The organism is Halobacillus sp. B23F22_1 (assembly GCF_043497005.1).
In the GTDB taxonomy this organism is placed as follows: Bacteria; Bacillota; Bacilli; order Bacillales; family Halobacillaceae; genus Halobacillus_A.
In genome coordinates this window covers 115,621-129,010 of record NZ_JBIEKE010000004.1, presented here as the reverse complement: position 1 = coordinate 129,010, position 13,390 = coordinate 115,621, and the positions used below count along the sequence as shown (strand labels likewise).

Annotated in this window: 10 protein-coding genes; 4 read left to right on the top strand and 6 right to left on the bottom strand. The window is 40.9% G+C overall.

Annotated elements, in window-relative coordinates; translation table 11 throughout:
• Positions 1 to 3 precede the first annotated feature (3 nt).
• The 6 genes from glsA to ACGTNH_RS19610 form a co-directional block, all read right to left on the bottom strand.
• On the bottom strand, positions 4 to 954 hold the full coding sequence (gene glsA / locus ACGTNH_RS19635) for a glutaminase A (RefSeq protein ID WP_394588722.1): 951 nt from the start codon (positions 952 to 954) through the stop codon (positions 4 to 6).
• 335 nt (positions 955 to 1,289) lie between these two features.
• The gene (locus tag ACGTNH_RS19630) at positions 1,290 to 2,315 is read right to left on the bottom strand and encodes a cytochrome d ubiquinol oxidase subunit II (RefSeq protein WP_394588720.1); all 1,026 of its coding nucleotides are present in this window, start codon (positions 2,313 to 2,315) and stop codon (positions 1,290 to 1,292) included.
• An 89-nt stretch (positions 2,316 to 2,404) separates the two neighbouring features.
• A complete protein-coding gene (locus tag ACGTNH_RS19625) occupies positions 2,405 to 3,736 on the bottom strand; it encodes a cytochrome ubiquinol oxidase subunit I (protein WP_394588719.1) in 1,332 nt (443 codons plus the stop codon).
• Positions 3,737 to 4,339: 603 nt separating this feature from the next.
• Positions 4,340 to 5,104 carry a class I SAM-dependent methyltransferase gene (locus ACGTNH_RS19620; RefSeq protein WP_394588718.1) on the bottom strand — a complete coding sequence of 255 codons (765 nt, stop codon included), beginning with the start codon at positions 5,102 to 5,104 and terminating at the stop codon, positions 4,340 to 4,342.
• A gap of 195 nt (positions 5,105 to 5,299) precedes the next feature.
• Positions 5,300 to 6,652, bottom strand: a complete 1,353-nt coding sequence (locus tag ACGTNH_RS19615) for a glucoamylase family protein (RefSeq protein WP_394588716.1) — start codon at positions 6,650 to 6,652, stop codon at positions 5,300 to 5,302.
• Positions 6,653 to 6,846: 194 nt separating this feature from the next.
• Positions 6,847 to 9,003 carry a glycoside hydrolase family 3 N-terminal domain-containing protein gene (locus ACGTNH_RS19610; RefSeq protein ID WP_394588714.1) on the bottom strand — a complete coding sequence of 719 codons (2,157 nt, stop codon included), beginning with the start codon at positions 9,001 to 9,003 and terminating at the stop codon, positions 6,847 to 6,849.
• A 322-nt stretch (positions 9,004 to 9,325) separates the two neighbouring features.
• On the opposite strand from ACGTNH_RS19610, the gene ACGTNH_RS19605 reads away from it, so the two are divergent.
• The 4 genes from ACGTNH_RS19605 to ACGTNH_RS19590 all read left to right on the top strand — a co-directional run bounded on the left by ACGTNH_RS19605 (position 9,326) and on the right by ACGTNH_RS19590 (position 13,297).
• A complete protein-coding gene (locus ACGTNH_RS19605) occupies positions 9,326 to 10,576 on the top strand; it encodes a sugar ABC transporter substrate-binding protein (protein WP_394588713.1) in 1,251 nt (416 codons plus the stop codon).
• Positions 10,577 to 10,725: 149 nt separating this feature from the next.
• Complete coding sequence (locus ACGTNH_RS19600; protein WP_394588711.1) at positions 10,726 to 11,625, top strand: carbohydrate ABC transporter permease; 900 nt, start codon at positions 10,726 to 10,728, stop codon at positions 11,623 to 11,625.
• A gap of 39 nt (positions 11,626 to 11,664) precedes the next feature.
• A complete protein-coding gene (locus tag ACGTNH_RS19595; protein ID WP_394588709.1) occupies positions 11,665 to 12,495 on the top strand; it encodes a carbohydrate ABC transporter permease in 831 nt (276 codons plus the stop codon).
• Between the two features lie 70 nt (positions 12,496 to 12,565).
• The gene (locus tag ACGTNH_RS19590; protein ID WP_394588811.1) at positions 12,566 to 13,297 is read left to right on the top strand and encodes an alpha/beta hydrolase; all 732 of its coding nucleotides are present in this window, start codon (positions 12,566 to 12,568) and stop codon (positions 13,295 to 13,297) included.
• Positions 13,298 to 13,390 lie beyond the last annotated feature (93 nt).

Below are 13,390 nucleotides of genomic sequence, written 5' to 3'. Positions count from 1 at the left end.
GTATTACTCCCCTGCCGTGTTTTCAATGCCGAACATGTTTAATTCTAAGTCTTTCGAGAGCTTTTTAATGAGAGCTCCTCCGGCTGTACTATTACCTTTACTATCAATAGCCGGTCCGACAACTCCAATTCCCATTTTTCCAGGAACAGATCCTATAATACTTCCTGATACCCCGCTCTTGCATGGAAAACCAACCTCAACAGCGAATTGGCCGGAGGCATTGTACATACCAGAAGTAAGCATAATAGCTTTGACTGTTCGCAAATGGTGATCTGGAATCAGTTTATTGCCGTCAGGATCTATTCCACCTTTAGCAAGAAAAAGACCAACTCTAGCAAAATCGTTGCAGCACATCATAATAGAATTCATTCGAAAGTAAAGGTCGAGCGCTTCTTCTACATCCGTTACTAACGTTCCTGTACTTTGCATAAAATACGCGAGTGAACGGTTTCGTGCTCCATTAGCTATTTCTGCTTGATAGACGGATTCATCCATATCGAGCTCATCGTTTTCTGTAATATCTCTTAGGAAGGTAAGGTAGCGTTCAAATCGTTTATCAACACTTTGACCTTTAATAAGGGAAGCGACGGAAATGGCGCCGGCATTAATCATTGGGTTAAAAGGTTTATTTGTATCAGGAGATTCCAGTGAAGAAATGGAGTTGAAGAAATCACCCATCGGCTCCATGCCTACCGTTTGGAAAACACGATCTTTTCCAAAATCCTGTAATGCGAGCATGAGTCCAATAATCTTTGAAGTGCTCTGTATTGGCACATTTTGCTTGTAGTCACCAGCTGAATAGATTTCAAAGTCTTTTGTTATAATCGTTACACCTAAAAGGTCTTTCATTGTGCCGTCAAAAGTCGGGATGGTCGCATTGACATTTCCCTGGGAAGCAAAAGGTTTGCTATCCTCAATGGCTTCATTTAAGTATTGCGTACTGAGTTCTGGCATATTATAGCTCCTTCAATTTAATTTAAGCCGTTTCATTTGTTTCTTATTCCATAAGGAGTATGGTTCCAATTTATGTACCCTTTAGAGAAGGAAGAATAAACCTTCCGCTATTCCTTGTTAAACAGGGAGATAAGTAAAGCTTGGACCTCAAGAAACGAATGATTAAAGCGCGGATCTTTCGCTTAGTCAAAATGCACAAACATAATTATAAAGCGAAGTGTGTAGCCGGGCCGATGGTGAAGGTCTTTTTCTTGGTACACAAATCATCCGAACTGATATAAACAGAATCGTTCGGATGATAGGAAGCTCTATTTAGTTTTGTTCAAGGAGGTCGGCTATGGTTGTTTTAAGTAGCGTTGATCCTTAAGGAACAGCCTCCAGAATAAAATAAAGGCAGGAATTAGTATCGCAAATCCTCCAGCATAAACGATTAGCAGCTTATAAAATACGGTGGGATTTGTAAAGCTGGCCCCTACAGTTAAATCTGGATAAATTAAATAAGGAAGATGGGCTGAGCCATAGGCGTAAATCGCGATGCCATACTGAATGATAATGGACAATACGGCTAATCGTGCGATACCTTTTCTTCCGTTCTTTCCTTTTACAAAAAGGAAAGCGTACCCAATTAGAAAAAAGAGTAATGATAACCCAAACCAGAGGGGGGTTCCTTTTACATTATCGACGAACCAGGCAGCATCTGCGGGCATGGTTTCAATAGTGAGTATCGCGATAATAATGGATACGGGACCTAACCATAGAGCATGCTTTCGGTAAGTTTGATAAGCTGACCAATCCTCCGCTTCTTTAGAATAATCCATAAGAAAGACAGCCGAAATGAACAATTCAGTGGTAAGTCCGAAGGCAATGTGCATGTATAATGTAGGGTGAGTTAGTAACTCACCATAAAGCAGTTGAGGGTAGTCGTCTACGATCTCGACGAACCCTCCGAGTGTTATCGGAAGCATACTAACAAGTAAAGCAGGAATAATCAGCCCGGTAAGGCCGGAAGTGATAATGAGCAGGTCTCTGTATTTATTCGCATGATTTGCGAAAACCATAAAAGTCGTTCGAATTGTTAATAAAAGAAGCCCCATACCAACAGGGATTAACAATAAACTTCCGAGCATCGTAGTAGCAAATGGAAAAAAGCTGACGAGTGCTACGACAAAAATTACGAAAAATACGTTCGTTACTTCCCAGGTCGGCGAAAGAAAACGGTTGGCGATTTGAGAAGCACTTGTCTGATCATTTTTTCCATAAATCATTCCCCAGAAACCAGCTCCGAAATCTAGTGAGCCGAGCATCGCGTAGATAAATAGAAGACTCCATAAGATCGTAATCGCTAAAATGGAAGGTTCCACGAGGACTCACTCCTTTCTAAAGTAAAATAGTTTTGAGTATATATGTGATGGTTGCTCCGTTAAACCTTTTATCCGGGGATAAGAAGGTTCTAGACATTTCCAGTTGTTAACTCTTTCTCAACGGGGTTTCGTTTAAAGTAGTATCGCATCACAAAGCCAGTAACAAATAACAATACGACATACAATGTTAGAAAAGAAAACAGCAGAATGCCGACACTGCTTGATCCTGTAGCAGCTTCTGCCGTTGGCAGCACATCAGTGATGGTCCAGGGCTGACGTCCGATACAGCTGAAGCACCACCCGGCTTCAATTGCAATAACGGCTAACGGACCGCTTACAACTAGAAGGGAAAGCATCCATCCTGGAAATTCTCGTTTTAATACGTGCCTCCAGAAAAGGGCAGCTATTGATAAAACAATTAATAGCGTTCCAATTCCTACCATGATATTAAATAAGATGTGGACGTAAAGGGGGGGCCAAAGTTCCTCAGGATATTCATTTAACCCGATAACTTCTGTATCGAAGCGGTCCCCTGCTAAAAAGCTGAGCGCATTGGGGATCTCTAGGGCATACTTGACTTCTTTATCCTCTAAAGAGGTGTATCCCCCTATGGATAATCCAGCATAGCGCGTCGTTTCAAATAGCCCCTCAGCTGCTGCTAGCTTCCTAGGGTTTTCTTCATGAAGCATTTGAGCTGTTTCATGTCCATTAATAGCTGTAGCAAGAGACATAGCGGCGCCGAAATATAAAGCAATCATTAAAGCTTTTTTATGATAACTCTTCTCCTCGATAGACAAGTGACTTTTCATTAAGCGAATGGCAGCGATTGAAGCAATAAGAAAGGCGACAGTCATATAAGCTGAGAGAGTAACATGTATGGCGGTGACTCCGAAGCTTGGATTAAAAAAAGCTTCCCATACATTCACATTTGTGATGGTGCCATCTGCTGAAATATCAAACCCAGCCGGTGTATTCATCCAGGCGTGCACATCCGTAATAAGGATGGCCGAGGCTGTTGCTCCCATAGCGACTAACGTAATACTTAAAACACGCAGCCCTTGAGGTAAACGATCAGCAGCATATAAGTAGATTGACATGAAAACTGCCTCAATCAGAAAAGCAAAAATTTCTAACTGAAAGGGGAGAGAAATAACTTGACCGACGATCTCCATAAAGTTCGGGAAAAGCAGCGACAGAAGTACTGCTACAATCGTTCCTGAAGCAATGGAAACGGCTAGTAATATGGCAAAACCTTTCGTCCAGCGTTTTGCCATTAACGCATAATGTTCGTCCTTTTTAATCCAGTACATGATTTCTGCCAGAATAATCATGATCGGAAGACCAACACCGATCGTGGCGTATATAATATGGAAGCCCATCGAAGAACCAAACAACACTCGAGCCATTACTACGATATCCATAATGTCACCTCATACTTTACAAACTAATCTAGCTTCAGCCTGTCCGTTAAAGGGTAGAAATAAACATAAAAAAACCTATAACTTAGAGTTATAGGGCAGTGTGTCGAAAAAGCTAAGATGTACTTCATATAAGTATGGAGAAAGGAACAGGAAAAAGCGCCGTTTTCCGCTGGGCAAGACGGAAAATCTCCTCGGTCTGCGACCTGCGGGGCTTCTCCTGTCTGTCCCGCAGGAGTCGGCACTTTTTCCGTTCCTTTGACCAAAATGGAATCTTGAAACCTGAGTAATGTGAATGCCCTTTTGCAAACGCTGTTTTTAGGGCACAGCTTGAATAAATGATTTTGCCAGTGATCTATTTCGAAAAAGGGTTTGAGGAAACGGCGAGACTCATGCGGGAAATGGGAATAAGGGGTGACCCCGGAGGGCTGATAAAGCCCGAGGAGGTCTTAAATAGGAAGTTCGATTAAGTTCGGCACGTCGTGTGCCAACATCGAACGACCCCACGTCGTGTGGGGCCGCGGAAAGGGAGTCGTTTCCTCAAACCCTTTACACTTTTTAAGGTTTCTCTACAAGCTGACCTATAACTAAAGATTTAGGGAGGTGCTATTTCTGACAGAGAACCATCCATTCGTCAATAGAGAATGAAATGATGTGCTTCTCTTGCTGCACTAAATTAAAATAAGATTGTAGTTTCGATGCACTTTTTAAAAAGTAGTCTTCTACTTTTTCAACTTCGTCAACTTCTAATGTGCGATGAGCCCAATCAGAAAAAGGAAGAGTCTTCTTACGAGTCGTTTCTTTTTGTAAAGAGAGATGATTGGCTCGAATGATCTCTTTCCACTCAGATATTCTTAAAGCTCTATGGTGGCTCGAATCGCGCATTTTTTCAAATGTGTTGTAAAAGTGATCAAGCTCCTCATCCTCTGCAGCAATATTATCAATCATTAGGAATTGCCCGCCTTTTTTCAATACCCGTGCCACTTCTTTAATAAATTGAGGAGGATTCGGGAAGTGATGGGGAGCAATACGACAAGTGACAGCATCAAAACTTTCTTCAATAAAAGGTAATTCTTCTGCATCAGCTACTACGTAATGAATATTTGGAAAAGGTTTAAGGTGACGGGCAGTGTTGACCAGCATGTCTTTCGTTAGGTCTGTTGCAAATACGAGATTAACTTTTGAACACAGCTCTTTAGCGACATGCCCTCCTCCTGTAGCGATATCAAGTACAGTCCAGCTGGGTTGAGGATTAAGCCAGGTCGTTATGGCTTCTAAGTCACTTGGATTGTTGTGAGTCGTACTTGTTACGTAAGCTTCTTTACTTTTTGAAAATGTCTGTTGAACCTGGCGTTTTATGGAATCTGACATAGGATCGCCTCTTTCGTTTTTAAAGGTTACTTTTATTATACTTCGTTGCTCGTGATAAGGGGAGTAACGGTTTTATATCAGATATGATAATTATTTATGATCACAAGTATGTGATAGTGAGAGAAAATAGCTGACAGCTAAATACGGAAAGACCCGAGCAAATTCAAATGAATTGCTCGGGTCTTTCCTCGATTTTTATTGAATTGAAAACTCTTCACGCTCTAACAGATCTTCAGGGTGTTCTCCAATTTCATCCTGGTGGAAATACTCTCTAATCACACCATCGTGAAGATAATTAGCAATTGCAACTACAGACATTCCTTGGTCTAAAGCAAGGTAGGCTTCAGTAACTTCACCTGTTTCAACGTTTACAGAATCTTTAAAACCGTATTTTCCGTAAGTGTCAAAGTTCTTCAACGTTTGAATATTTTCAAATGCTTCCATGGGGGCATATTCAAGTGCTAGAAATGTCGCATGTGGTGTGACAGTACCGTCATCTTCATAACCTTCGTGCCCTAGAGGAGCAGCTCCAAATTCTTTATAATCATCAGGCGTAGCGGCAGGAGACATCCCCCATGCTTCATATCCTTGTTCTTCCGCATATTCAATCTGAATATCAACATGTCGTTGGTTGTTTAAACCAAGGGCATCTTGACCTAGTTCCTTTTCTTTCATAACGAGCTGTGGCATAAGAGCTTCGAACATGCTGCCGCCCCAGCTTGGTACATACTTTTGATCGTTGTAAGTGTAATGTCCTTCAAATACTTCGATGCCATCATATGTTTCCGAGTAACCTTCTGGAGTTTGCGACTGCCAATCCCACTCAGCCGGCATTGTTCGCTCCATTTCCCACCAGTGAGTTTTAGGTACATCGCCTTTACCGATTGACAAGTAGCTAGCGACACGCGGCTCCGTGTAAAGGGCGCCGTAGTGGTGGTCGGTCAAGCTTTCGACTGCCACATCATATCCACCGTGCATTTGCCCGACTTCAGGGTCGTAGAGGGTAGAGTAATCCATAGCTTCGACAAGTTCACTCGTTTCCTCATTAAGTTGTGGATATGCTTGGCCTGCCACCATAAGACCTGCCGATAACCAGCCGTTATCAACAGTAGAAATAAATTGTCCCCAATCGGTCATGAGGGAGCCGTCATCTGTATAGTACCAGTTATAGTACAGGCCGTTCCATGTTTCCATTTCCTCTAAGGTATCTAAAGTGGTTTGGATTTTAGAAATGGCCTCACCCTCTGAGAGATTACCTGATTCTTCAACTGCAATGGTGCTCATGATGTACATTCCAATATTAGTAGGGGAGGTGTGCTTCTGAGGATCTAATTCTCCCTCATCTGTTCGTACCGCGTCATAAGTTAAGCCGGTATCTTCATCTGTAAAATCTTCAAAATAACGATAGGTTTGCTTCGAAATCGATTCTAACTGTTTGGAAAGAGCTATTTCCTTTCCTTTTTCTCCGGGGGTGGCTACGGAAATAGAAGGCAATGCTGTGGTTATCAAAAATGTTAAAACGGCTAAGATATACAAAGGTTTCTTCAAAATAACACTCCTTTTAATTTAGTGAAACGTTTCGATTAGAAGTATACATAAAATCAATGAAAGCGTAAACATTTTTAAGTGAAAAATCAGAATATTTCAAAAATAGGTTATAAAGTAGTGGTTCTATTAAACGAGGAACGGGTTCTATAACAAAGACGTCGTTCTCTTAAGAATAAAGAGAACGACGTAAAATATTATTTAACTAACTGAAACGCACTGCTTGAAGTCTGTTTACTGTTAGGGCCGACCAGAACTTCAAAATGACCTGGATCACTCTTATATTCTAGATTGGAATGATAGTAACGCAGATCTTCTTCTTTTAACGTGAAAATTACTACTTTCTCTTCACCGGGGTAGAGGGAGACTCGTTCAAAATTTTTTAATTCCTTCATTGGACGCACAACTTCTCCTGCTGTATCTCTCACATAAAGCTGTACAACTTCTTCCCCTGCTTTTTCGCCAGAGTTTGTAATTCGAGTCGTAATTGTTAATGTCTCTCCTTCTCTTAATTCTTGGCTGGAAATTGTTACTTCACTATAAGTAAAGGTTGTATAGCTTAGTCCGTAGCCGAACGGGAAAAGTGGCCCGTTCGGACTATCTAAATATTGAGAGACAAACCTTTCTTGGGCATCCGGTGCGTTCTTCGGCCGGCCTGTATTGTAATGATTATAGTAAACGGGTACTTGGCCGACGGAGTGCGGAATCGACATCGCTAATCGCCCGGATGGATTACTTGTACCATACAATAAATCAGCAACTGCTTGCCCTCCTTCTGTACCAGGGTACCAGGCTTCAAGCAGGGCATCTGTTTCGTCAATAACTCCGTGAAGCTCAAGAGGGCGCCCGTTAAATAATACGGTTACGATTGGTTTATTAAGTTGTTTCATCTCTTGAATGAGCTCCAGCTGAACTTGTGGTAAACGGATGTCAGCCCGGCATCCAGCTTCACCGCTCATATCCGAACTTTCACCTAAGGCTAGAACAATCACATCGGATTGTTCCGCAGCCTTCAGAGCCAGGTCGAGCTGGACACTTGAACTTGATTCAACACTAGAACCTTCTGCAATTTTTACTTCACTAGCATAAGATTGAATTCCCTTATCCAGTGTAATTGTATCTTCCTGCGCCCCAAGCCATGACCACGGTCCGAGAATGTCGTGATTGTCTGCAAAAGGACCAATTAAGGCGATCTTCTGGGAACGTTCGAGAGGTAAAACTTGTTCGTTTTTTAATAATACAGCAGACTTTGCTGCTAATTCTCTAGCCGAGTCCCGGTGTTGTTTACTTAAAATTAATTCTCTTTCTAGTCTTTCGTCGGCTCCTCGATAAGGATTATCAAATAACCCTAACTTTTGTTTTAACTTTAAAATTCTTAATACTGCTTCATCTACAAGATTCTCAGTGAGGGAACCTTCCTCGATGAGCTGTTGAACGTGATTCACATAGCATTCCGTCATCATTTCAATATCTACGCCGGCTTCTAAAGCTTTGCGCGCTGCCTCCTTTTCTCCTTCAGCAACACCGTGAGGGATTAGCTCTTTAACGGCGCCCCAATCTGAGATTAATACTCCGTCAAATCCCCATTCATTTCTCAACAAATCACGCATTAACGTCTTATTTCCAGTGGAAGGTACACCATTTAAAATGTTAAAAGCAGTCATCACCATTTCACAGCCTTCATCTAATGCAGCTTTATAAGCAGGTAAATAGTTTTCGCGCAGCTGCCATTCGGACATATCAACTGTGTTATAATCCCGCCCGCCTTCTGCAGCTCCATAAGCTGCGAAGTGTTTAACACATGAAGCGACTCGCTGGTTATCATTTGCAAAGTCCCCCTGGAATCCACGCACAAAAGCACGGGCAAACTCACTGTTTAAGTATGGATCTTCCCCTGTGGACTCCATCACTCTTCCCCAGCGTGGATCACGTACCAAATCCACCATAGGAGCAAACGTAACGTGTATGCCTGAGACAGCGGCTTCAACTGCGGCTATTTCTGCACTTCTTTCTGCTAGATCTAAATCCCATGAGCATCCAATCGCTAGTGGCACAGGGAAAATTGTTTTATATCCATGAACAATATCAGACATAAATAGAAGGGGAATCCCTAATCGATTATCTTTTAAATGAGATTCCTGGATATTCTTAATTTCTTTAGCACCTGAAGCACCGAGCACGGAACCTGTATTTTTCACAACTTCTTCAGTAATGCCCATGCCTACCATGGGTCCGGTAATCTGCCCGCCATCAGACGCGCCTTTTAAGAAAGGAGTAGCTAATTGAATAAGCTGTCCCACTTTCTCTTCAGTTGTCATTTGTTCAAGTAGAGATGTTAATTGGTTTTCATTCATAGAGAGACCTCCATCAGCATATTTAGTGAAACGTTTCGAATTAGATATAGTTGGAGTATAAGCGCTTTCATCTCATGAGTCAAACATAATTTCCCCATATATAAGATGACGATTCATTGTGAAAATATAAACTAAAATATCTTTATAGTAGTATTTTAAATTGTGAACATCATAAGAATATTTATTTAATTAGTACCAAATCGAACGAAATGTAAAAAAATTTAGAAAAAAGTATTGAAAGCGGATACAGAATTGATTACAATCAAGTTATCGAAACGTTTCAATTAATTTCGGCAATATAATTGAAAAGGGGTAGGGTGTAATGAAGAAAATGAAGAAGGTTGCATTAGCTTCGGTTATGACAATGTCTATGTTCCTTGGTGCTTGTGGCGGGAACGATGACGCTTCTGGAGATGACGATAAAACTATTTCCGTATGGGCAATGGGAGAAGAGGGGAAGCAGTTAAAAGAGTTAGCTGAAAAGTTTGAGGAAGAGAATGAAGATGGTATTAAAGTAGAGGTGCAAGCCATTCCCTGGGAAAGTGCCCATGATAAACTCCTCACGGCTGTAGCTTCACAAGACGGACCTGATGTATTCCAATTAGGAACCACGTGGGTTCCTGAATTTGCTGAAGCAGGAGCGATGCTGGATCTATCAGAGTACACAGATGATTATCCTGAATTTGAACCTGATAATTATTTTGAAGGTGCCAGAGAAACGATGCAATACGAAGGGCAACAAATTGGTATTCCATGGTACGTAGAAAGCCGCGTTCTTTACTATCGTGAGGATCTTCTTGAAGAAGTTGGGTATGATGAGGCCCCTGCTACCTGGGATGAGTTAAAAGATGCTTCAAGCCAGCTCGCAGACCGTAGTGAAGACGATTACGGGTTAGATATTGACCAAAATGATCAAATCACTCCATTTATTTTTGCGTGGCAGAATGGTTATGAAGTAAGTGAGGAAGAAGCTGAAAACGGTGATTTTAACTTTGACGGCGAGGAATTTGTAGGAGCTATTGAATACTATCACAGTTTCTTTGAAGAAGGAATCAGTCAGACTTCAGAAGGTGAAGATATCACCAAGGCTTTTGAAAAAGGAACCAAGCCTATGTTCTTCAGCGGTCCATGGATGATTAGTGTGTTAAATGATCAAGCTCCTGATATTGAAGGGCAGTGGGCAACCGCTGTAATGCCTGAACAGGAAACAGGTACATCCAGTATTGGAGGAGCTAACTTCTCTATCTTCCATAATACCGAGAAGGTGGACGAATCCCTAGAGTTTCTGTCTTACATTAATGAAACGGAAACACAGCTGGAGTGGTTAGAGATGTCTAATACTTTACCATCCCGTACAGAAGCGTGGGAAGATCCAGTATTGCAAGATGATCCAATGTACGCTACATTCGGCCGTCAGCTGGAGAATGCTCAGCCAGGTCCGCAAATTGAAGAGTGGGATCAGTTAACTCAAGAACTATTAGACAGTATAGAAAGAATTAATGTTGGAGGCGCAGATGTAAAAGAAGAAATGGCGAACTTTAATGAAAAAGCTGAGGGATTATTAGCTGAATAAGACAAAGTACAAGTCTATTCATGAACGCTCAGTATGAGAGATGGATATGGAGTGGATCAGGTTATGGGTATGGTTCGTATTCATGAACCGATCTGCCGTATTCATCTTATTTTTTGTAAGTACGCGCAGACTTCGTAAGGTGGGATAACATGACGAAAATATTCAAACAGGCGTATAGAGAACGGCACCCTTATTTTTTTATAGCGCCCGCAGTAATTTTATTAACCGTGTTCAGTATCATCCCTATTCTCATCGCCTTTTTCATAAGTTTTACAGATCTAGATTTAAAAGGATTAGCGGATTGGTCGAACATTAATTTTATTGGAGTAGAAAATTATAAACAATTAGTAAGCGACGAAACCTTTACCACTTCCTTAATTAATACAGCTTTTTATGTAGTAATCGGTGTTCCTTTAGTTATTATTTCTTCACTAAGCATTGCCCTATTACTGAATTATGGAAGTAATATGCTGTTTAGAGTGTTTCGTTCTGTCTACTATATGCCATCTATTACTAATATTATCGCAGTTGCAGTTATTTGGGGTTATCTTTATAACACGGAATACGGATTATTTAATTACCTCTTATCGATCATTAATGTGGATAATGTTCCCTGGCTTGAGGAGCGGACCATTGCGAAAATCTCATTGATTATTTTAGCTGTGTGGAAAGGGATTGGAATCAACATGATTATCTTTCTTGCTGCATTGCAAGGAATTCCGCGGGCTTACTATGAAGCTGCTGAAATCGATGGGGCCAACCGTTTTCAAGTCCTCTTTAGAGTCACGCTTCCTCTGTTAAGTTACGCCACTTTTTTTGTTACCGTAACTACTTTAATTGGCTGGATGCAGTTCTTCGAAGAGCCATTTGTCATGACGGATGGAGGCCCTCTTGATGGAACGATTTCCATTGCATTATTTATCTATAAAGAAGGTTTCCAATATAGTCAATTCGGATATGCAGCGGCAGGTTCATTCGTGTTATTCATATTAATTATTATCATGACACTGATCCAATTTAAGTTTAAGAAATCGGATACTCAATACTAATAGGTAAGAAATTAAAAGAAGTAACGGAGTTGATGAAGTATGGCAACTGTTACAAAAAAGAGTAAGTTTGAAAAAAATTTAGTTACAATTCTTCTTATTATAGGAGGAATTATTGTCTCGATTCCTTTTTTATGGATGATTTCGAGTTCATTTAAACCTGAGAGTGAAGTTCTAAACATTCCACCGACTATTATTCCGGAAAACTTCACTCTTGAAAATTACGTGAACTTGTTTGAGAGCTTAAACTTTGCCGTGTATTTAAGAAATACATTAATCATTGTAGTGTGTTCATTTGTCGGTCTCTTGTTTAATGCCATGGCGGGGTACGGGTTCGCAAAGTTTGATTTCCGTGGAAAAGAGAAGGTTTTTTACTTTGTGCTGGCTACCATGATGATCCCTGGACAAGTTACAATGATTCCGGTTTACTTGCTGCTCAATGAAATGGGTCTTACAAATACAATGGCAGGTATTGTGTTGCCAGGACTTGCTGTTGCTTTTAGTATCTTTTTGTTCCGTCAGTTTATGACCACCATTCCAACTGACTTGATTGAAGCGGCGCGCCTCGATGGAGCTGGAGAATTTTATATCTTTTTCCGGTTGATCATGCCTGTTGCTAAGCCAATATTCGCGGTGCAGGGGATCTTAACTTTTATCGCAGCATGGAATAGTTTCCTGTGGCCGCTTATTATTGCGAACGACGAAGGACTTTATACTTTGTCAGTAGGTTTATCCTTACTTCAAGGGCAGTATGCGAACAACTTTGCCCTTCAAATGGCTGGTGCAGCCTTTATGGTCGTTCCGATTATCATTATCTTTTCATTTTTTCAGAAGTATATTGTGGAAGGATTTACGATGTCTGGAATTAAGTAAACCTGGAAGCTGTTTATTGATAGAAATTTATCCATCTACTTTCCGTAAATCATAAAGGAGGCAGGAATCGATCGCTAAAATAAACTGTCAATTTCATTCGCAAATTTTAGATTTAGATGTTTCTATGAATGTGATTTTACCAGAACATACTGCCCTCCCTCAAAATGGGTACCCAACTTTATATTTACTTCATGGCTTATCTGATGATGATAGTAAATGGCTGCGCAATACTTCAATTGAACGATATGTAGAAGGGCGGGAACTTGCCATCGTTATGCCGGCTGCAAATCGCAGTTTTTATACAAATATGGAGCACGGACCTGACTACTTTTCCTATATAAGTGAAGAGGTGCCTGAGGTAGCCCGGTCTTTTTTTCCTCTATCGCAAAAAAGGGAGGATCAATATGTAGGCGGGCTGTCAATGGGAGGGTATGGCGCTTTTAAAATGGCATTGACTTATCCTGAACGTTTTAGCGCAGCTGCCAGTTTGTCAGGTTCACTCGATATCAGCAGTCGGATCGATTCTTTTCCTGAAGACTTTGCTAATATATTTGGAAACCGGCCTATTCAAGGGACGAAAGATGATCTTTATTTCTTAATTGATCAATTAACCGAGGATAATATAACTCTACCAAAACTATATCAGGCTTGCGGCACAGAAGATCATAACTATCAAGCAAATAAAGAGTTTTATCAATATGGAAAGCGATCAGGTTTAAACATAGAATTTGAGGAAGGTGCTGGAGGGCACGAGTGGGAATACTGGGATCAACAAATTAAACGAGTGCTAGAATTTTTGTGAATGTGAGTCGTTGGAATTATAGCTGAACAAACGATATTCTATAAGTAGAGAGAGTTGTAGTTATAAAGACTTGCATTCTTATAAGAATAGACG

Bases quoted from the DNA above. Each gene is read 5' to 3' on its own strand.
- ACGTNH_RS19600 (WP_394588711.1), top strand. From the start codon at position 10,726: ATGACGAAAATATTCAAACAGGCGTATAGAGAACGGCACCCTTATTTT.
- glsA (WP_394588722.1), bottom strand. From the start codon at position 954: ATGCCAGAACTCAGTACGCAATACTTAAATGAAGCCATTGAGGATAGC.
- ACGTNH_RS19605 (WP_394588713.1), top strand. From the start codon at position 9,326: ATGAAGAAAATGAAGAAGGTTGCATTAGCTTCGGTTATGACAATGTCT.
- ACGTNH_RS19620 (WP_394588718.1), bottom strand. From the start codon at position 5,104: ATGTCAGATTCCATAAAACGCCAGGTTCAACAGACATTTTCAAAAAGT.
- ACGTNH_RS19625 (WP_394588719.1), bottom strand. From the start codon at position 3,736: ATGGATATCGTAGTAATGGCTCGAGTGTTGTTTGGTTCTTCGATGGGC.
- ACGTNH_RS19610 (WP_394588714.1), bottom strand. From the start codon at position 9,003: ATGAATGAAAACCAATTAACATCTCTACTTGAACAAATGACAACTGAA.
- ACGTNH_RS19595 (WP_394588709.1), top strand. From the start codon at position 11,665: ATGGCAACTGTTACAAAAAAGAGTAAGTTTGAAAAAAATTTAGTTACA.